The organism is Phycisphaeraceae bacterium (assembly GCA_019636555.1).
GTDB lineage: Bacteria > Planctomycetota > Phycisphaerae > Phycisphaerales > UBA1924 > JAFEBO01.
Genome location: JAHBXH010000001.1, coordinates 183,753 through 205,397, shown reverse-complemented (window position 1 = coordinate 205,397; position 21,645 = coordinate 183,753). Strand labels below are relative to the sequence as shown.

Annotated in this window: 11 protein-coding genes; 1 reads left to right on the top strand and 10 read right to left on the bottom strand. The window is 62.6% G+C overall.

What is annotated here, in order from left to right; all coding sequences use genetic code 11:
* Positions 1 to 3: 3 nt before the first annotated feature.
* A complete protein-coding gene (locus KF691_00790) occupies positions 4 to 2,283 on the top strand; it encodes a serine/threonine protein kinase (protein ID MBX3387968.1) in 2,280 nt (759 codons plus the stop codon).
* Positions 2,284 to 2,311: 28 nt separating this feature from the next.
* Here KF691_00790 and KF691_00785 read toward each other — a convergent pair whose 3' ends face one another.
* From KF691_00785 to KF691_00740, 10 genes are all read right to left on the bottom strand, one after another.
* Entirely contained in the window at positions 2,312 to 3,982 is a 1,671-nt protein-coding gene (locus KF691_00785) for a hypothetical protein (GenBank protein ID MBX3387967.1), read from the bottom strand.
* 218 nt (positions 3,983 to 4,200) lie between these two features.
* The gene (locus KF691_00780; protein MBX3387966.1) at positions 4,201 to 5,079 is read right to left on the bottom strand and encodes a DNRLRE domain-containing protein; all 879 of its coding nucleotides are present in this window, start codon (positions 5,077 to 5,079) and stop codon (positions 4,201 to 4,203) included.
* A 48-nt stretch (positions 5,080 to 5,127) separates the two neighbouring features.
* Entirely contained in the window at positions 5,128 to 5,838 is a 711-nt protein-coding gene (locus tag KF691_00775) for a hypothetical protein (protein ID MBX3387965.1), read from the bottom strand.
* A complete protein-coding gene (locus tag KF691_00770; GenBank protein MBX3387964.1) occupies positions 5,825 to 7,423 on the bottom strand; it encodes a PQQ-dependent sugar dehydrogenase in 1,599 nt (532 codons plus the stop codon). Before KF691_00770 ends, KF691_00775 begins: the two co-directional genes overlap by 14 nt.
* Positions 7,424 to 7,748: 325 nt before the next feature.
* Complete coding sequence (locus tag KF691_00765; GenBank protein MBX3387963.1) at positions 7,749 to 8,822, bottom strand: hypothetical protein; 1,074 nt, start codon at positions 8,820 to 8,822, stop codon at positions 7,749 to 7,751.
* A gap of 246 nt (positions 8,823 to 9,068) precedes the next feature.
* Positions 9,069 to 10,550, bottom strand: coding sequence for an arylsulfatase (locus KF691_00760; protein MBX3387962.1), 1,482 nt, complete (start codon positions 10,548 to 10,550; stop codon positions 9,069 to 9,071).
* 289 nt (positions 10,551 to 10,839) lie between these two features.
* Positions 10,840 to 13,431, bottom strand: coding sequence for a hypothetical protein (locus tag KF691_00755; GenBank protein ID MBX3387961.1), 2,592 nt, complete (start codon positions 13,429 to 13,431; stop codon positions 10,840 to 10,842).
* A gap of 289 nt (positions 13,432 to 13,720) precedes the next feature.
* Complete coding sequence (locus KF691_00750; protein ID MBX3387960.1) at positions 13,721 to 16,348, bottom strand: hypothetical protein; 2,628 nt, start codon at positions 16,346 to 16,348, stop codon at positions 13,721 to 13,723.
* 285 nt (positions 16,349 to 16,633) lie between these two features.
* Complete coding sequence (locus KF691_00745) at positions 16,634 to 18,838, bottom strand: hypothetical protein (protein ID MBX3387959.1); 2,205 nt, start codon at positions 18,836 to 18,838, stop codon at positions 16,634 to 16,636.
* A 177-nt stretch (positions 18,839 to 19,015) separates the two neighbouring features.
* Complete coding sequence (locus KF691_00740; protein ID MBX3387958.1) at positions 19,016 to 21,589, bottom strand: immunoglobulin domain-containing protein; 2,574 nt, start codon at positions 21,587 to 21,589, stop codon at positions 19,016 to 19,018.
* Positions 21,590 to 21,645: the final 56 nt, after the last annotated feature.

Here is a 21,645-nt window from a genome sequence, read left to right as displayed (position 1 = left end):
GAGATGACGCCGGAGCGGTGGGCGATTGTCAAAGGGATCTTTGCCGCGGCGCGCAAGGCGCCCCGGCGCGATCGCGCGGCGATTGTTGAGAGCCTTTGCGACGGAGACGTCGAGATCAAGACCCAGGCCCAAGCGCTGCTCGACGCCGACGACGCGATGCCGGAGATGGATACGCCGTCTCGGCTGCTGGGCCTGCCGCAGACCGATTCGGAAAAGCTCATCGATGGCGCGAGCACGGTCACGCCGGAGCGTGTCGGCAGCTACTCGGTGCTCAGGCTTGTGGGATCCGGACGTTCCGGCGCTGTCTATGAGGCGATGCAGCCCAAGACCAGGCGCGCCGTGGCGCTGAAAGTCGTGCGGCTGGGGCGCACCGGCGCACAGGCGCTCCAGCGATTCGAATTCGAGGCGACGGCGCTGGCGCGTCTCTCACACACCGGCATCGCCCAGATCTATGAGGCGGGTGTTGATACGAACAGCGGGGAGGCCCGACCGTTCCTTGCGATGGAGATGGTGAGCGGCGCCCGGATCACGGAGTACGTGAACCGGGAGAATCTGGATCTGCGGTCGCGAATTCGGCTGGTGGTGCAGGTGTGCGAGGCCGTTCAGCACGCGCACGAACGGGGAATTGTGCACCTGGATCTGAAGCCGGCGAACATCCTGGTTTCTTCGGAGGGACAGCCGAAGATCGTGGATTTCGGCGTGGCGATGATAAGCGATCTGCCGGAGGGCGCGCAGCCGACCGAGCGCGGCGGGACGATTCCCTACATGAGCCCGGAGCAGCTCTCGGGTCGCTCGAACGAGATCGACTTGCGGTCGGATGTCTACGCGCTGGGCGTGCTTCTCTACGAATTGATCGAGGGCAAGTTGCCCCGTGAGATCGCGGGCCGGAGCTACGTGGAAGCGATCCTTCGCGCCAAGGCGGGAGGCGGGTTTGCGTGGGCGGGCAAATCCAAACCGGGCGTCGATGAAGACCTGAAGCAGATCGTGCTACGGGCGACGAAAGCCTCGCCCGACGAGCGCTACCAGTCGGCGCTCGAGCTCGGGCTGGATTTGCGCCGCTATCTCGAAGGCTTCCCGGTCTCGGCGAGAAAGGCGACGGCCATTTACGTCGCGGGTCGATTCGTGAAGCGGAGACGGGGCGCCTCCGCGGCGATCGCGCTCGGCGCGCTCGGGCTGCTGGCGATGGCGGGGTGGAGCGTTTGGTCGGGTCGCCGGGCACGAGACGATGCCGCCGTCGCGCGCGAGCTGGTGACCCTCGTCTTGAACGAGGAAGTCGCACGGATCGCCGACACGCAGGGCACGCAGGAGGCGAGGAGAGCCTGGATCGCGCACGTCCGGCCCGGGGTGATGCAGCTGCTATCGAGGCACCCGAGGGACGCGGGCACCGCCCTGGTGGCGGCGCGCCTGCTGATGCTCGAAAGCGATGTCGAGCACGAGTCCGCCCGGATCGATGACGCGCTGCGTCTTCGCCTTGCGGCGCTGAAGATCCGCCAGAGCGCAGCACTCGCGGATCAGACGGACGAACGCACGCTCATGGATTTTTCGATCAACCTCGCGAAAGCGGGGGATGTCTTCCTCGATCGCGGATACGTCCAGGAAGGCAGGAGTTTCTACGAGCGGGCGCTTTCGATCGACAAGGAATTGGCGGCAAGGCCCGGCGCGAGCGATGAAGCGATCGACAATCTGTCCTGGAGTTACGAGCGGAGGCGTAGGTTCGCGGCGACGACCGAAGAAAACCGCGAGTTGGCCGAAAAGAAGCTCGCGCTGGCGAAAGAGCTGGTCCAGCGGGATCCACGCCGGGCGATTTCGCGATACAACCTGGCCTGCGCCGAGATTTCGCTCGCCGACTTTGCGGCCTCGCCGGCCGAAAAGGAGCCGCATCTCCGCAGCGCGCTGCAGGAAGCACAGGTCGCCATGGGGATCAACTCAGAGAGCCGCTCGAGCTATCGCGCGTTCATTGTCGCGATGAGGAGAATGGCCGAACTGAAGGCGGGCGATGCGCCCGACGATGAGACCCGGCAACTCATCGACGAGATGGTCGCGCTTGCCGAATCGTTCCGGTCCTCGGAGCGGCGGGACCTCGGTCTCTGCAGCGCGGTGCTGCATGCCGAGATGGCGGCGGCCGAGATTCTCATCCGGTGGGGATACCGCGACGAGGCAATCGATCTCTCGCACAGGGTCGAGGCGTTACTCCCGGACTACGACATCGCGCTGGCGGGCAGACCGGACGAAGAAGGCATTCGCGCGCGCTATCACAGCCTTGCGGAATCGCTGGCAAAGTAACGTGGACGCCCCGAACTGGTCGCCCCGGTCAGGGGCAAACCAGAGCGTCGTATGCACCGGCGAAAAGCACGAAGTCCGCGTCGTCCACATAGCCGTCGCCGTTGAGATCGGCGGGGCAGCCGCCCAGCATTCCCGGGTCGTCGCAGACGAGCAGGTTGTACGCGCCGGCGAACGAAACAAAGTCGACGTCTTCCACATAGCCGTCACCATTGAGGTCGGCGGCGCAGAGCGAAGAGGTGATCACGACGTTGTCGAGGTAGGACGAAACGCTCGGAGTGGAACCGCCGAATTGCACGAAGGTGAAGCGGTCGTAGTTCCAGCAGGCCGAGGGAGTGGTCGCTCGGAAGGGGAGGTCGTCGCCGACTTTCGTCTGCGGGCCGCCGTTGACGCCGTAGTACATGTCGTAGTTGCGAGCGGCGGTGTCGATGACAAGCCGGATGTTCATCCAGGCGTTGCTCGGGTAGCCGGAAACGGCGGTGATGTTGGTGCCGGTGGAATTCGCGTAGGCGAGGTTCCCGCCGGCAAGCCACGAGAGCTGTGCGGTGCGGTCGGTCGCGTTCGAGAACCCGCCCGCGGTGTTGTCGCCGCCGACGTAGACGGAACCGCCGGCGAAACCGGAAACAACCCACATGTCGAACGCAACAGTTACTTTTAGCCCCGAAGCGGCGAGGATCGGCTTCTTGAAGAGATTGGGGAGGTGGAAGTTGTCGGCGCTCGTGCCTGAAGGATTGTTCAGGCGGAGCGATTTGCCCGAAGCTCCGGTCTGGAACGAGTTGGTATTCACGATCGAAAAGACCGGTTCGCGGCCCACGGGCTCCGCGACGGAGTTGAGCTTGTAGGTTTCTGGGAACGCCCAGGCGCCCGCGGCGACGGCGTAGTCGGGCGCGTTGCCGACGGACAAGTTGTCCATGTTTCCGTCGAGCATGATCGGACCGACGACCGGCGCCGGCGCGCCGTATTTGGCGACGAGGCCCGCGCGATCGAGCACGCTGATGTGCGACGACTGGCCCATGGCGCTCTGGAATTGTGCGTAGGCCGGAAGAGTCTGGATCGGGGCGCAATCTGTCTCGCAGCCGCAGGTCGACCCGGTCGGGCAGCAGACCGAGAAGCCGCACGCGTCGTAGTGCATGACGCTGTCGAAGTCGTAGGGGCCGAAGGTCTGGGCGTTCACGATGTTGAAATTATGTTCATAGCCCGCCTGGATGTTGGCGTAGTTGACGTTCACGAAATTGGCGCGGTCGGGCCTGGACTGCTCGTGCCACTGGCCGAGCGCGTGCATCAGCTCGTGGCACATGACGTAGGAGTAGTTCCAGTTGACGATGTTGACGGTCTGCGAGCCGCCGATGCGGCCGACCGAAGAGCTGTTGCCCGTGCTGTTCTGGATATGGATATAGCTCGTCTGGTTGGTGCGCGGCACAAACGTGATGTTGGCGACCTGCTGGATCATGTCCATGGAGTGACGCATCGCGGCCGCGTTGACCGCCGTGACGTTGGCGTTGAAGATGTACGGCACCACGCCGCCGGGCCAGGTATTGGAATTCCAGAGGGCGCGGTCGTCGAAGCCCTCGGGCGGGATGATGTTGCAAGCGACGCGCGGCTGGGTGAAATCGATACCGGTCGATTCCGGCTGAGCCTTCGCGACGGTTCCGGCAACCAAAGTGAGGAGAACAACCAGCGACAATGAACCCGTTCGAGTCATGGCAAAAACCCTTCGCAGAAGAACACGGGGGCGGGCAAAATTTCGGGGTTTTCAGACTAACCGAAGGAAAGCGCTGCCGCAACATGTCTTTGCGTGGTTTATTGCATTTCGCGGCCGATCGCCGATCCGCGAGGAGCTCCATTTCCGCAAAAAGGCCTATTTGGTCCGGTGTTTGCGTTGGCGGCCCCTGCTCAGGGGCAACGCAGTCCGCAAGGCGGTTATGGGCAGATCAGTTCGTTGTAGGCAGAAACAAACAGCACAAAGTCCGCATCGTCAACGAAGCCGTCGCCATTGAAGTCGGCCGGACAGCCAAGAGGGATGGAGGCGTCGGAGCAGGCGAGCAGGTTGTAGCTGAAAACAAAGAGGACAAAGTCGGAGTCTTCGACGATTCCATCCTCGTTCAGATCACCGGTGCAAAGCGGCGTGTATTCAAGAACGAGCGCGGGGCGGTTCGAAGGCGTGAGGTCTTCGCGGGTCGAGAATTTCTTGGTGGTTTGAGGCGAGTCTTCGTTGCCGCGGAGTATCCATCCGAAGTCCGATGCGGGATTGTCCAGCATGAACTGGACGTCGGCGACCAGCTGGGTTGAGCTCCAGGAGAATCGATCGAAGCCGCCGACGTCGGTTGCCGCGGAAAGCACGGGCGCGAAGTCGCCTCCGGGCGTGGCCCAATTGGTTCCGGGCCAGAAGCGATGTTTCCACGTCGCGTCGTTTGTTGTTGAGGGCGCGCCGCCTCCTTGTCCGCCGAACGCGACGGAAGCCCCCTCACCCCAGGACGCGGCCAGGCGATAGAGCGAGCACGCCTGCGGGTCTCCGTTCGACCCGTTCTGAGTGAGCGAGAGGGTCGCGCTTGTGATGCGCTGGTTTGCAGGAATCGTTTCGGCGACCGCAAAGCGAAAGACGCATCGCCTGATCGTCGTTGGGTCGAATGCGTTTCGGCCAGCGAACATCGCCGAACCCTGCCCGTTCGAGAAACTCCCGGACTCCGATTGGTAGAGCGTGTTGTCCGCAACGGGAGTGAGCGAAACCAGTGCGGCGTGTGCCGCTGCGGAGGAAACGATCAAAAGCGTCACGCAAATCGAATGGCGAGGATTCGGCATGAGATGATTCCGGAATTCGAGCGAGTGCGTGCGGAATGTTGGCAAAGCTCAAGAACGGGTGCGGCGGCGGGCCACGAGCCCGGCGGCGCACAGCAGGCAGATGGACGCGGGCGCCGGCACCGTGAGCCCGACGGAGTCGACCCCGAAATTGAAAAAGTTCACGTTGTCCGCTTCGGCAAAGCGAAGGCGAAGAGTTTCTCCGGCGTGCGAAGCGAGAAGCGCCGTGACGTCGATCGAGAAGTCGTTGTAGCCGGTGACCAGCGACGACCCGACCGTTGTCTGGAACACATTCTGGAGTATGTCGAGCGCGTCGGTGCTGAATGGATCTGCCGCGGAACTCATGATGTCGACGCGGGCCTGCTGGTTGAGCACCGGAGTCGCCCAGTCAAGTGTCGAGGGCGTCGAGAAGGCGCTCGCGCTGTTGTTGATGTAGAGCGAGAATCGGAGCGTGGCGACGGGCACGGCGACAGGAACCACGAAGTCCTGATACAGCACATGCGTGCCCGGGCCGACCGAATCGGTCATTGCAGCGTTCAGTCCCTGCGGCGGCGTCGGAACCGCAAATCCGTTGACAGGGCTTGTCGCGCCGCTCTGCAGGTGGAACGTTCCATCGCCGCCAACCTGATTCACTCGGGTCCATCCGTTGAAACCGGATTCGAAGCTGCCGTTGGTGATGAGTTCCTGTGCGTGCGCCCGTCCGCACGCGCAGGCAAGCACGACGATGCCGAGCGCCGAAGTCGAAAGCTTATTGGTTTTCATCGAGATCGCCTTGTTTGATGGTTTCTTCCCCTTGGTATCTGAGAACCGGTGCCGCGGCCGGCCTGCGGCGGATCCGGTAGACGGTGTTGTCGGTGTTGGACACGACGTAGAGGTTTCCGTCGGGTCCCTGCTCGATGTCGGGCGTGATGCCGAACCCGCTACCAATGAGGAGCGTTTCGCTTTCCGTTCCGTCGAATTTCTGCGGACGGAAGAGGTTGTCGGCGACTCGATCGGCAAGGCGCGGATCGGCGCTGACGTCAACATGCATCCGGTCCGGCGTCAGGCGCAGGCGATACAGGCTGCCTCCGTTGGCTCCGACCTGTTGATTGCCGCGGGCCGATCCGATCCAGAGCGTGCCGTCATATTCCGCTCCGAGCGCGGTGCCCTCAACGAAAGTTGTTCCGGCGGGTCCTATCTCGTAGCGCCAACTCAGATCGGGATCGACATACACCGCGCCCGGGAGCATGAACATGCGGGAGAGTGCCGCGTCGGCGGTGTAGGCGAGGCGGGTCGGCGGGAAGCGGTTCTGCTGGAGCGCACTGTTGAACTGAGTTGTTTCGATCATCTTGAAATCGGCGTAGCGATAGAGAGGACCGGCGATCTGAATCCAGCCTCCGTTCATGCCGGGGACAACGCGGTTGAGTTCGCTGTAGGCGTCGTCGGCGTTCTCGGTTTCCCAGAGCGAACCCGAGTATGGGTCGAAGGCCATGCCGAACGCGTTGCGGTGTCCGTAGGAATAGATCTTCTGAATGTTGGCGCCGACCTCGCCACCCATCGAAGCGCCGACAGCGAAAAACGGATTGTCGGCGGGGGCGCTTCCGTCCGTGTTCAGGCGGAGAATGACCCCCGACAGATGTGCGTTGTCGGGTCCGGGGCCACCGAAGGTGTCGTCGACAAACGGATCGGTGAGGAACGGGCCGCTTGGCAGATTCTGCATCCAGCCGCGTCGGCCCAGGTCGCCCAGGAAGACATAAAGCTTCCCGTCGGGTCCGAAGTGGATCACGCCGCCGTTGTGATTCCCGGCCGGGTTTCCCCCGTTGTTGGTTCCGGGGTGGCCGGGCACCACAACGTTGTCGGTCTGGAGCGAACGCACCGCGAGTATGTTGCGATCGAAGACGAATGACGAACCGTTCCAGGTGAATCGATCGATGCGGTTGCCGCTGAGCGGCGTCTCGAGCGTGACCGAAGTGTCCGCGCCGGTGCTGCTCTCGGTCCAGCGCACGTAGGCGTAGGGCGCGGTCGGAAATGCTGGATCGAGCGCCATGCTCAGCAACCCACGCTCCGATGCGGAGTTGACGGCGAGATCGAGGACCGGTACCGGCTGAACGACTCCGTTGATGACGCGCTTTACCTGGCCCGACGCTTTTTCGAGCACCAGGAAATCGTTGGCGGCAAAGAACACAATCCCGATCGGTTGAGAAATGCCGGCGTTCACCACAATCTCGACCTGGAGATTGGGATCGAAGATCGCGAGCGGAACCGAATCGGCACGGAGCGGTGCCGCGCACAGCGCGCTCATCGCGAGCGCGATCAATCGGAATTGCCGTCCTCGCGAAATCCGACGACTTGAATGACTCGTTCGCATAGTGCCACAACTCCCTCGCGTGAAGGTTCGAGGAGGTCACCGAATCCGATGTCTGCGGCGCGGCGCCCCGCGATCGCGAGCTTTCGCGAACGCGCCGGCAATTGACTCATGTTTTCGTGCGGAAAGCGGATTGCGGAATTTTTGGATGAGTCTCAGGTTTTCGGGGCCGGAGCGAAGTCGCCAGCAATCGGCGCGCACTTCCACCTAAGCGAATTGTGCCACGGATTCGAGTTGCGACAAGGCGATTTTCGGAAATGGACCGGACACGAAGCGGATGAGCAATCGGACCACTCTCGCGCCGCGAATGTCATCTCGAAGACGACGACTACGGGCAGATCAGGTTGTTATACGCAAACACGAACTGCACGAAATCGGCGTCATCGACAAATCCATCGCCGGTCAGGTCCGATGGGCATCCGGCCGGCATCGACGGATCGGCGCAGTCGAGGAGGTTGTACGCGACGACAAAGAGCACGAAGTCGGAGTCGTCCACGAAGCCGTCGCCGTTGAGATCGCCCGGGCAGTTTCCGATCGGAAGGCCCCAGTTGATTCCTGTCCCCGACGAGACGGCTGATCCGGAAACCGGGCTGCCATCAACATAGACACCGACAATGCCGCCCCAATTCAGCTTCGTCAGAATCGCGTCGGCTGTCGAGTTTCCCGCCACACCGCTTGCCGATCTCATGCCGGCGCGGGCAAGACCGTAGATTCCCAGATTGAATGTCGTGCCGAAGGTGAATGGGCACGAGAACGTCACGACGCCATTCACGGATTTGTTCTTGGTTTCGTTGACGTTTCCGGTGGAGAGCGCCCAGTTTCCGTATTGCCAGGTCGTTCCGAGCACATCCGAGTTGCCTTTGTCAAAGAAGGCGTTTGTCGCGAGCCGCGCGTTGTCCTTGTAACCCGCGACGCGGAGGTTCGCGGAGCCGGCGAACTTTGCGGCGGCAAGGCTGCCGGTGACATGGAGCTTGAAAACGAGGTAGCCGGTTTGTCCGGTGTACGCGGCGTTGGCGATGAGGAACGTGTCCTTCCATCCGCCGTTGAAGTCGGCCTGCGCGAAGAGCGAGTTGTTCGGCGCGTCGTTGTGCGCGTCGCCGACAACGACCCCCATCGCGGCGGTGCCGCTGCTCGAACTCGAGTAGTTGGCGGCCGAATACGACGCGCTGCGGCTGTCGGACGAGTTGCCCGCGAACAAACCCTCATCCACGTCCGAACCCGCGGCGGTGTGGTACGACGCGAAATCGTCGCCCGGCCACGGGTTGTTGCCGGGAGTTTGCGGACCGGCGCAGGCCTGTGCGAGGCCGCCCGGAGCAGTAACCGAAGACTGAGAAAGCCCGGCGAGTGCAGACGTGCAGAGGCAAAGGCCTGTTGTTGCGAAGGCTTGCGTGGCCGCGTTCATGAGTTGTTCCTCCGGTGCTGCGTTGTTTAAGGGAAGGATCCCGCTGCCTTTCCCCGGGGAGGCTCGGAGTCGACTGCTCAATCGAACGCGCCGAATCCCTCGCGTCGATCAGTTTTGAACTTGCTTTCGCCTGCAGCCGCAGAGATTCGGAAATTCACTGGCCGGAGGCGCCGGATTCGATCTGCTTTTGGATCTTTTCGAGGTTGAAGGAGCCGGGCGTCTGGCTCGGCGGGTAGTCCTTCATGGTCATGAGGAACTTGCCGGCGAGCTGCTGCATGGGCACGAGCACGTAGACGTGGTCGAGGAACCAGTCGTTGTAGGTGTTGGAATTGTGCTGGGCGCGCTCGAAGGGGTCGCGGCGGAGGTTGAAGAGGAGGGGGACGCGGAGTTCGGTAAAGGGCTCGCGCCAGACGCCGAAGGCGACGCCGCGGTTCTCGAGGAAGACGGCCTTCCAGTCGGCGTAGCGGATGGCGACGACTGGCCGTCGTCGTTCACGTAGAAGAACTCGCGGCGGGGCGATTCCTTCGCCTTGCCTTCGAGGTAGTCGAGCTGGTTGTAGCCGTCGATGTAGTTGTGGTACTTGCGACCATTGAGTTCGACGCTGTCGCGGAGCTTTTCCTTGATGTCGGGCGCGCCGGCGACGGCGGCGAAGGTGGGCAGCCAGTCTTCGTGCGAGACGATGCCGTTGAGCGTCGTGCCGGCGGGGAAGTGGTTGGGCCAGCGGACGAAAGCCGGGACGCGGTAGGCACCTTCCCAGTTGCTGTTTTTCTCGCTGCGGAAGGGCGTGGTCGCGGCGTCGGGCCAGGTGTTGTAGTGCGGGCCGTTGTCGGTCGAGTACATGACGAGCGTGTTGTCGGCGATTCCGAGATCATCGAGCAGCTTGAGCAATTCGCCCACGTTCATGTCGTGTTCGACCATGCCGTCGGAGTATTCATCGGAGTGCGGGCCGGCGAGGTTCTTGTGCTCGGCGCGAACGTGCGTGCGGAAGTGCATGCGCGTGCCGTTCCACCAGCAGAAGAAGGGCTTGCCTTCCTTTACCTGGCGGGTGATGAAGTCCTTGGCGGCGGCGACGGTTTCGTCGTCGATGGTTTCCATGCGCTTCTTGGTAAGAGGGCCGGTGTCTTCGATGCGCTGGCCGCCCTTGCCATCGGACCAGGCGTGCAGAACGCCGCGGGGTCCGTACTGCTCGTGGAAGGTCTTGCCGCTGGGCATCTTCATGTTGGTGGGGTAATCGCGGTTCTCCGGCTCTTCCTCGGCGTTGAGGTGGTAGAGGTTGCCGAGAAACTCATCGAAGCCGTGCATCGTGGGCAGGTGCTCGTCGAGATCGCCCTGGTGGTTCTTGCCGAACTGGCCGGTGGCGTAGCCCTGGCTCTTGAGCACGGTGGCCATGGTGACATCGGTCTTCTGCCAACCTTCTTTGGCGCCGGGGAGCCCGACCTTGGTCATGCCGGTGCGGACGGGGACATTGCCCCCGATGAATGCGGCGCGGCCGGCCGTGCAGGACTGCTGTCCGTAATAGTCGGTGAAGGAGACACCTTCGTTCGCGATGCGGTCGATGTTGGGAGTCTTGTATCCCATCATGCCGCGGCTGTTGTGGCTGATGTTCCAGATCCCGATGTCGTCGCCCCAGATGACGAGGATGTTGGGCTTGGAGGGTGCGGGCGATTGCGCGACCGCAAGGCTCATGAAGAGAAACAGCGACAGCAGCCTGGAGAACAGCACTCGCATCGAACACTCCTTGATTGAGGGGTGAGTGACACGAGGCTAACAGGATGATCGCGCGGATGTCAAAGGGAAAAATCCGCGGCACAGTGCGCCGCGACAGAGCGCAGAGATTCAGGCGGGAGAAGGCGCTGGTTCTTCGCGCAAGCGTTGAAGCGGGGCCAAACAACGATTGAGCAAGCTGCAAACAGCCAGCGGGCAGAGCGCAAAGATCATGCGTCGCGAGCGATGCGCGGATGAGGGAGAGTTTATTGCCGTGGCGCCCGCCGACGCGACCGCAATTCTCTGGTTGGGGCTACGGGCAGAGCAAATGGTCGTACGCAACGACAAAAAGAACGAAATCGGCGTCATCCACGAACCCATCGCCGGTGAGATCGGCGGGGCAATCCGCGGGCATCGCGGGATCGGCGCAGTCAAGCAGGTTGTACGCAGAGGCAAAGACGACGAAATCGGCGTCGTCCACCACGGAGTCGCCGGTGAAATCGGCGGCGGGCGGGATGGAGAATGTTGCGAACTGGTTGCCGGACATTGTCGTGAAGTCCGGATCGAGACCAAGTTCCCCCGATCCGGCGGCAAGCGAAGGCAGCACCTGGTTGCCGAGCGTTCCGTTCGTCCGCACGATGAACGCGGCGAGCCGGATCTCCGCGCAGGAAGCCGGCGGCGAAGACAGTCCGAGCTGAGCGAATGGAATGTAGAACTCAAAGCCCTTGGTCGCGGTCGCTGCGTTCGCGGCCGATGATCCGGTCACACCCGCCGTGTTGGTGCGGTCGAGCGCAACATGCACCCCATTCGGGTTGCCGCCTCCGGCCAGCAGGCCGTTGCCGCTGCCCGGCGCGCCCGCGCCGAGATACGCTTTGCTCGCGGGCGCTCCGCTCGGGAGCGCGACGTAGTCCACATACAGCGCGCCCGCGGCATTCACAAAGAACATCGAAGACGGCGCGAAGCCCGCGTCGAAGCGCGTGCCGCTGAGATCGGAAAGGCCGCCGGGCGGGGAGCCGAGTGAAGCCGTATTGAGCACATTCTGGCCTGGCGATCCGGTATCGATGAAGAGCGCGAGCGCGGTGCCGTCGGTCGGCAGGTTTCCGGTGATGCCGACGAAGAGACCATCGCGCGTGGAGCGGGCGAACATCTGATCGAGCTCGGCGACATTGTCGCCGAACGAAGTTGCGCACTCCTGCGTCGCAAGCAGCGCGCCGGGCGCACTCTCCGGTGCGCCGAGCTCGGTTGGCACGCTGAGACCGTCGACGACGACCGGAGGCGGCCCGGGAGGCGTGATCGAGACCGCGAGCACGCGGTAGGAATATGCGGGGACGCTGATGGGGTAGTTGGTGAGGTTTGCCGAAGAGACGGCCGTCAGACTTTGCGACGAGACGATGTCGGTCACGGTCGAACCGCCAACAGGAAGCGTGTAGCCGGAAAAGTTGAGATTCGTGTTTGCGGTGGTGTTTCCGAGGTTGATTGCCACAACGAGTGTCTGGCGCGGGCCGCCAGCCGGATTGTGATCCCGGGTGAAGGCCCAAACTCTGGAGCTGGAGGCGGGAACGGCGTTGTAGATGCCGCGGCGGAGCGCAGCGTTGGCTTTGCGGAGCGCGCCGAGCGTGCGGTAGGTTTCGAGGAGCGACCCGGGCACACCCGATTGCTCTTCAACACTCTTGCCGTCGTTGTCGCGTGCGAAGCGGTTGTTGTAGGCGCTCGAGTTGCGGATCCAGTAGTTCGACATCGGCGCGCCCTCCACGCGCGTCCACTTCATGGGCTCGCGCATCGGAATGTCGTTGGCGTCGCTGCCGTAGTTTCCTTTGGTTCCGGTCATCCCGATCTCGTCGCCGTAATAGAGAACCGGGGGGAGAGGCTGGAGCATGAGAACCGCGGCGGCGGCTTTCGCGCGGCCGGCAGCGCTTCCAGAAGCGCCGATGTTGGAAGCAAGGCGATCGACGTCGTGATCGTTGATGGTGGCCAGAAATGTGCCGCCGGGCTTGGGTTTTCCGCCGGGGAGCGCCGCGAGCGTCGCGGCCATCGACGAATAGAGACTCCCGGCGTTTTCACTCGAGAGCGCGCTACGAGCCGCGAACTCAAAGGGCTTGGTGAATGCGCCGTCGAACGCGGGGAGCAGGTCGGTCCCGTAGTTGCCCCAGTCGCCCTGCTCGGCGAAAGTGAACACGTTCGGCTTGACCGCCTGCAGGCCCTGCTTCCACGTTGACCAGAAATTGATGGTGGCGCCCCATCCTTCGGGCGCGTTCGAATAGGCGTGATCGAGGCGATAGCCGTCGACGCCATCGGAGGTGTCACCGTCGTTGTTGGGGTCGAGCCACTTCTGACCCCAGGCGATCTGCAGGTTCACCGGATTGATATTGTTCAGATTCCAGTGAATAAAGCCGACGCTCGCGCCGCTCCAGGTGTTGTAGACCGAGCCCGTGTACTGCGTGTTCGAGCCGTTGGTGAACGCCAGCCACTGGTCGTATGGGCTCGAAGGGTTGTTGCGCGCGGATTGATACCAGACCGAGTTGTGGCTGATGCCGTAGGCAACAAAGTCGAGATAGACTTTGATTCCTTTCGCGTGCGCCGCGCTCACGAACGCGAGGAACTGCGCTTCGGTTCCGAACTTGGAATCGAGCGTGCTCGCGTCACCGTGCTGATAGCCGTGATACGCCGCGGAGGGAAAGATCGGGTTCATCCAGACCGCCGTCACGCCCAGGGATTGCAAGTAGTCGAGGCTTGCCGTCATCCCGTTGAAATCGCCGTAGCGATACTGGTCGTTGTCGCTGTCGCGCCAACTGATCGGCATGAACTGATAGAAGATGTCGTCCGCAACGTCGAGGGGTTCGGACGACGCGGAGAACGCGAAGAAGACACACGCGCCGAGCGCGCCGAACTTGCGGGCGATTGTCATGCGGGCGGAACTCCAAGGTGGAATGCCGATTTTACGTGATGAACCGCAAGTTCCCAAGCTCAAACCGGTCAAACCCGAAGTTGGCGCTTCGGTCCGATTGCCGAGCCGAGGGTACAGCGGTTCTGTTGCATGAACGATTCTTCAGGCGAAGGGGCCGAAGAACGGCGCTGCAAGTGGTCGGCGACGCGGCGCGTGCGGACGAGATGGTTTCATTTGCGAGAGCGCTCCAAAAAGAAAGCCGCCCGGGGACTTCCCGGGCGGCGAAAAGAATCAAAGAAAGCCGTTCGACTCAGGGGCACTCGAACGCGTCGTACGCCGCGGCGAACATCACGAAGTCGGTGTCGTCAACAAATCCGTCACCGTTGATGTCGGCGGCGCAGTTGTTGATCATCGAGGGCTCGCTGCAATCAAAGATGTCGTAGGAGTTGGCGAAGACCACGAAGTCGGTGTCTTCAACCACGCCGTCGCAATTGAAGTCGGCCGGGCAGATACGGACGGTCACGGTGACCGCGGCGCAGCTGCTGACGCCGCAGGAGGTTTCCCAGCGTGCGTAGTAGGTGGTGGTCATCGTCGGCGCCGAGATCGAGAGACCGTTGCCGGTTCCGATCTGCGTGCCGGCGCAGGAGCCCGCGAACCAGCGGAGCGTCGAACCCGAGCCGCCGGTCGCCGAGAGAACAATGCTGCCTCCATCGAACTGGCAGAGGTTGTTGCGATCGGACGAAGCGCCGCTCGGAGCAACCGGGGAGGGCAGGATCGAGACAGAAGCCGAGGCGCAGCCCGCCGAGACCGCGCTGTCCGACGTGCGGCGTGCGCGGGCGAAGTAGGTGGTCGCGGCGACCGGGTTCACATTGATCGACGTGCCGGTGGCGACGAACGTGCCGCCGCAGGAACCGGAGTACCAGTCGATGACGACGCCGCCCGGGGGAGCATCAACCGAAAGGGTGACATTGTCGCCCGTGCAGACCGAAGACGGGCTGGCCTGCGGATTCGTCGGGTTGGACGGATTCGCCGCGGCGGTGATGGTGAAGTTGGTGTTGCTGATATCGAAGAAGATCTTGCCGCTTCCCTGAACCTTCATGCGCGCGGTCGTGGTCGCAATATTGGGCAGCACAACGTCCGCCGACCCGTTGTTCGGCACAGCCGAGGCGAGCGTGTGCGGGTAGGTGTTGCCTCCGTCGGTCGACAGCAGGATGTCGACGTTCGCCGCGCCGACCGGAGCGGCCGTGGTGTTGGCAACATTCCATGTCACGCTCTGGGTGCTGCCGCCCGCCCATGAGACGGCGGTGTTGGGGCTGGTCACGACGAACGGACCGGACGTGTTGGTCACGGTGATCGTGATCTGCGTGTTGTTGACTCCGCCCTTGTTGTCACGCACGCTCACCCGGTAAGGAATGTTGCGCGAGAAAAGTGGCAGCGTCTCACCGAAGGCAAAGGTGTTCGCCAACAGGTTGGAGTTGCGCGGGAACTGACGGAATTCGGGGATCGCCGGATTCCATGAGCGCTGGAAAGCGCCGTTCGAACCGGTGTCGGGGAAGTTCGAGGGGAAGCCGGTTGCGCTCTGCGAATTGCCGAGCAGGTACATTTCCCAGCAGTACGTGATCGCATCGCCATCCGGATCGCTGCCCGACGCCGTGAGCGTGTAGGGCGTGTTGATCGGGATGTTGGCTCCGGAAGCGGACACGGTCGGCGGGTTGTTGCCCGTCGCGGAATTCACCTGACACGTGCGCGAGTTGGTGTAGGTGAGGATCTCGTCGAAGCTTTTGACATGGAAGTAGGGGTCGGAATTGTTCTGCAGGTTGTTGCTGCCGCAGATTCCGGCGTAGGCCATGATGGTCGAGCCCGAACCCGGCTCGTAGGCCGCGGACGCCGCGCGGTTCGATCCGCAGTTGCTATCGGCGCCGTTGAACGTGTGATTGCCGCCGAACTGGTGCCCCATTTCGTGGGCGACGTAGTCAATCCAGAACGCGTCGCCGGTCGGCGCGCCCGAGCCCGTGACGCCGCGGGCCTTGTTGCCGGCGGTGCAGACGACTCCGAGCCCCGCGACGCCGCCGCCGCCGGTCGAGAAGACGTGACCGATGTCGTAGTTGGCGGTGCCGATGATGCTGTCGAGGCTGGTCTGATTCTGGCCCAGCATCGTGGAGCCGCTGTTGTTGGTGTACGGGTCGGCGCTGGTCGCCCAGACGATCGACGAGTTGTTCGGAACAAGATCCATGTGGATGTTCAGATCGTTCTCGTAGACCTGGTTCACACGGTTCACGGCGGTCACGACCGCGGCCTGGCCGAGCGCGACCGTCCCGCCGAAGAATGAGACGTACTCAAAGTCCGCGGCGCAGGCGAGGCGATAAGTCTTCAGCGTGGGGCCGACGCTCGTGCGGTCCTCGAAGGGATTCTGGGCCTGCGGAACGCCGGGTTGATCCACGACTTCGCACGTCCACTCCTCGGACTTGACCAGGTCGCTCTTGCGGTAGGTGGAGTACAGATTGGTGTCGCCCATCGACACCGGGTCGATCCAGTATGAACCCTCGGCGCTCAGCACCTGCGCGCGAAAACCGAGTGGGGTGACATCGCAGCGCACGTTCGACTGCGGGCTGTCGAGCGACTCGCCACGGTACGTTTTGATGTCGGGGAATTCGGCCGAAAAACCGGGTGCGAACACGGGGGATTCATAGATTTCAAATCGCTCGAATGTGCCGTCGGGCTTGGGAAGCGCGATGACGACGGGGGCCGCGCGGAGCCCCGCGCCGTCTCCGACACGACGCTCGAGCGGAGCGCCGGCGAGCTGCGTCTTGATCTTGTCGAGATCGAGCAGAACCTGGCGGCCGCCGACGGGACGGACAAACGCTTTGTCGCCGAGCACTTCATCCGACAGGCGGTGCTGCAGCACTTCCCACGGCTCGAACACTCCAACGCTCTTCACAGGGCCGTTGTTCTTCGGACCTGCATTGGCCGAGGTGCAAAGGCCGACTGACAACATCAACACGGCACAGGAATACGAAAGAACCCTGTGGGTGCCACGACGACTGCTTCCGCGCATGCGATCCCTCTCTTATTTGGACTTTCCGCCCGTCCGGGGCGGGGAGCGAATCCAACAGAATACGGGAATGCGCAAGCCGCCTCAAGAAAAAAAAACGGAAAAGCACGCGATCGCGTACGTTTGGGCGCTACGTCCTGTAACGGGGGGGCAAGCGTCAGCTGGGGCAAATTACGGACACACCAGTTTTTCGTATGCCGCGGCAAACTGAACGAAGTCCGCATCGTCCGTGAAACTGTCGCCGGTCAGATCGCCGCGCGGGTCGACGAAGGTGTTGTAGAAGCCGGCGAAGTTCACGAAATCGGAATCATCGATGAACCCGTCGCCGTTGAAGTCGCCGGGACAGAGTTTCATGCCGGACACATAGTCGAGGGCATTCGAGAGCAAAACGGTGCCATCGGTCCGGACTACCCAGCCCGGGACGTATTCGGGAGTGGCGGGAGGGAAAAAGCCCATATCCACCCGGCGCCGGAAATTGTGGATGCTCGCCAGCATTTTTCCGTCGGACCATTGCAGGAGCCGGCGGCCCCTCAAATTGGGATTCGTGCTCTGGCGGATGCTGCCGGTCCCGCCGTCGAACTTTCGGACAAAGGTGGTCACGGGGTGATTGAAAGCGAGATTCGCGCCGAGCGTCGCGTTGGTTCCGGAAATGGAAGGAGGCAGCGAGGACTCGGGCGTGATGTCATAGCCCTGTGAGGTCCACCGACCCTTCGGGCGGTTGTTTGCGGAAGGGTTTGCGACGTTGGAATACAGCCCTTCGACAACGCCGCCGCCGGCATCGACGTAATCCGCGAGAACGTTGCCGAGTCCGGTCGCGTCGGCGAAGTTGTTATTGCCCCAGAGCAGCAGCGCCGAATACGGTCGCAGGGACGAGGCTGTCGGGTTCGCGGTCTGGAGAGAAGTGAAAACATCCACGGCGCTGAAGCGACGCTGGAGCTGCAATCGGCTGCGCATCGGGGCGGTCAGAATGCTCGTCTCCGAATGGAGAATCCCGATGTACGGTCGCGCCGTATAGAGGAGCGCGTTCGCCATGATCCGCGCGCCGTTGGTCGACTCGACCCAGAATTCGGGATTGACAAACGCAGAAGGCGGATACATCCCGAGGTCGCACCGGTTGTGGCGTGTCGTCGAAGCGACGATCAGCGGCTTTCCATCGGACCATTGCGCGATCAGGACCGCGCTCGACGGCAATGTGGTCGAAGTCGGACGGAAGCTCCGCACACCGCCATCGAACGTGGTCACCAGGTTCATGGTCGGGTGGCCGGGATATGCGACATTTCCGAGCGTCGCCTGCGTTCCGCTGGTGGTGCCGCCCATCGCGTCGATGAGCCGATAGCTGCCGGTCGCCCATCGACCCTGCAGCGGCATGACCGAGGAGCCGCCGGAAGAGGCGAAGACCGCGACGCACACGCCGCCTCCCCAATCAACGTAGTCGGCGAGCACGTTCCCCATCGCGACCGGATCGGCATAATTGACGTTGTTCCAAGTGAGCACGATGTCGTACTTCTGAAGATCCGCGAGCGTCGGCGTGCTAAGCCCGGCGTCGTAGAGATCGATGGCAGAGAAATAGCCCGTTCCGACAAGCTTGTTGCGCGGATCGGTGAAGCGAGGGTCGGAAGTGCTGCCGGTTCCAAAGATCGCCGCGGCAGCGCAGATGAGCACCTTGGGCCGAATCGTGTACAGCAGCGCGTTCACCATGATCTGCGTGCCGTCGGTCGATGTGCTCCAGTAACCCGGATTCACATCGCTCGAGGGCGGATAGAAGCCGATGTCGGCGCGGTTCTGAAGCGGGCCGATGGTGGACAGCGGCTTCCCGTCGGACCATGCGAACGAAACCGTGCACCCGGCCTGCAGCGTCGAGCCCGAAGGACGATACGAAAACGAGCCGCCGTTGAACGTCTGAACTCCGGTGCTCGGCTGATGGTCCGGCAGCGTGAACGCGCCGAGCGTCGCGGCGCCCGTGATGTTCGGGCTGAAGAGGATGCCGTTGTACGAGCCGGTCCATCGCCCGCCCAGATTCATGTTCGTCGAACCGGTGTTGGTGAACGGCGCGAGCACCACGCCGTACCCGGCATCGACGTAGTCGGCGAGCACATTGCCGAGAGCATTCCGATCCAGCCAGCCGTCGCGGTTCGCGACGAGCGCCGCGTCGTACGACTTCAACTGCTCGATCAGCGGAGTGACGAGATTCGCGTTGTACAGATCAACAGCGCTGAAGCGACCGGAGCCGGCGAGTTTTCCAACAACGTCGATCGCGTTCGAAGGCGTCGTGGTTTCGGCGTGGATGTAAACGATCCGGGGCTTTCGAGGGCCGGCGAAGGACGCGGCACAAAGACAGAGTGAAATCGCAAACGCGACAGAAACTCGAATCAGCATTGGGACCCTCCGCCGTCCCGGAGCGGCACGCGCAGTCTGAAGGAAGTGTAAAGCAAGATACGGAGAAACAGTTCTCCGAGATTTCGGAATTAGTACCGATAATCTCAATTGGTTCTCGGACGATTCCGCATCAAACCCGAGTCCGAAGCCCGTCGAAAGCCTGCACGTGCGTGAGGCTCATGGGCAGGCCAGTTCGTTGTACGCGATCACGAAGTACACGAAATCGGTGTCGTCCACGAGTCCGTCGCCGTTGAAATCGGCTTGGCAGCCGATCGGCATTTCGGGAGATCCGCAGACGAGCGTGTTGTAAGCGGCGACGAACAGCTCGAAGTCGGCGTCGTCGACCACAAGATCGTTGTTCAAATCCGCCGGGCAGCAGGTGGCCGCGAGCACCGCGGGCGCGGTTGTCGTGTTGCCGCAGAGCGTGCTGACGCTGACAACGCACGTATACGAACCGGCGTCGCTCGAACCGAGATTGGTGATCACGAGAGACTTGGTCGAAACTCCGGAAAGAATCGATCCGCTTCCGGTCGGCCCATTTGCCAGCAGCACGCTGTCCTTATACCAGTGATAAGACGAGGGGCCGTAGTTCGCGGTCGTCACAGTGAGCGTGGTGGTCTCTCCGCAGGCGCCGGTGCGCGAAAGCGGGTTCTGAAGGATGACCGGGATGTTGTCGGCCGAAAACCGGGCGAGCCCGGTGGCGGAATTCGAGACGCCGCTGAAAGAGTACGAGAGTGTCCCATCGGTTCCGATCGCGAGTTCGCCGTTGTGCTCAATGAGGGCTTGCACCGTGCCGAAGTTCCCGACGCTTGTGAGGGCAGCCCAACTTGTTCCGTCGAATTTGCGAAGACCGAATGCGCCGCCCGAATAGAGCGAGCCTCGATACGAGGCGATCGCATTCACCGCGCTCGGAAGGGCCGGGCCGACAGCGTCCCATCCGGACCCGTTCCACCGCACCACGGTTAGTCCGTCGCCGGCGACGGCGTGGAGGTTGCCTGCGTGAAGGCAAAAATCGCTGCGTGCGTTGAGCGCCGTGCTCGGAGCCGACCACGCAGCCGAATCAAAATAGACAGTGGTCCCTGTGCCGTCGGGAGTCTTGACGGAAGTACCGACGAGGAACAGCTTGTTGTCAAAGACAAAGGCGTTGCGGAATCGCGAGCCGGCCGGGAAAGCCATAGACGGCGCGAGCGGAACCCATTCTCCATCCTGATATCGCGCGATACTGGCGTGGTCTTCCACGGTGGTCAGAGAGAACTCGCCGACGGCGATCAGTTCGCCCTGATACCGGATGACTTTGAAAACTCTTGGAGACTGAAGCGTGTTGGAGGTGTCCCTGAATTTGAAGAGCCTGGTGCCAAAGCTCCCCCAATCGCTGCCGGGAAGATACTGCACAACCGCGGCGAGCGGGGTGCCGCCGTATTCGCCGTAGAAGTAACCGCCCGCAAGCATCCCGAATTCGGGATCCGCGGTCAATTCATAGAAAACGCTCGCCGGCGGGTTGTTGATGTTGGGCGGTCCGGGGAGCGCTGTCCCCGCGGGAGAGCACCACGCCCCGTTCCACGACCGCGCGAAAGGATGTGACGGGAACGTGTACACATTTGAGTTCTCTTTGGAAACGCCCCGAAGTCCGCGCAGCGTCAGCAGTGTTCCGTCGGGAGCGATCGCCATGGAGCGAACGGGCCCGCCGGTTCCTTCGCCGAACGGTCGCCAGCGCGACTCCACGAGTTCGATCGCGTTGACGCGCGACGCCGCACTCGTTCCGGCAACGGTCGCCGCCCCGAGCGCCACGACCTTGCCTTGATATTCCAACACAACGGAGATCGGATCGAGATACGCCTGAGATGCCACGTCGAGCGTGGTCCAGGACTGGCCGTCGTAGACCTTGATCGGCTCGGGATCGAATACGGAAAACGACGTGTGATCGTTCGCATAAATCCGGGTTTCGGAAGCGCCGAAAATCTTTCCATTCTCTGAAGATCGCAGCCACGCCCCGGCGCCGAAAATGCCGATGACCCCTCCGTTGTTGGAAGCGAGCACTTTGTCGCCGATCGCGCGGACGCGCGTGGGCGCAAATCCGGAAGGCAGGTTGGACGAGGTGCCGAGGGGCTGCCAGTCGGTTCCGTCAAAGATTGCCGCGCGAGTGGTGGTGATGCCGGGGAGCGTGAAAGAGCCGACGGCGACGAGCTGTCCATTCCAGTTCGCGATCGAATTCACATCGCCATTGAACGCGGCGCCCAGCTGGACCCATGCGCCGGCGCGCAGCGCGAAGACGCCCTTGGCGGACGTGCCCTGCTGCGTGCCGCAGATCACGATCTCGCCTCCGAACGAAATCGCTTCATTGATGACGCCGAAGGTCGGCGTGACGTTCGTCCACGAACTCGAGTTGAACTGCACCATCTGGCTGGTGCTCGAAACCCCGAAGAGCTGCCCGGAGTGGATGAACAGTTGCGTGAACAACACGTCGGCGGGCGCGCCGGTGAACATCTTCACGTACCGCTGCCCGTCCCAGCCGATGAGGTTCTGCGCGCCGGTGGGAGATTCCGGGAATGCTTGCGCCGAGATGACCAGGAGCGGTGCCTCCGGACCAGCGCCATCCCGATCCCAGACGATCGCCGTCTGGGGGGTCTGGATTTCGGGCGAAAGCGAGCCCGGCAGGATGCGCGGACAGGTCGCGGGTTGTGCCATGGCGCAAGAAGCGAGGACAAAAGAACCCGCCGCAACGAGTTTGACCAACGCGCTATTCGTGGGCATGAACCCCTCCCTTGCCTTGCAATCTAGCCGTTTCGTGAAGGCGGGGCAAGAGGTTT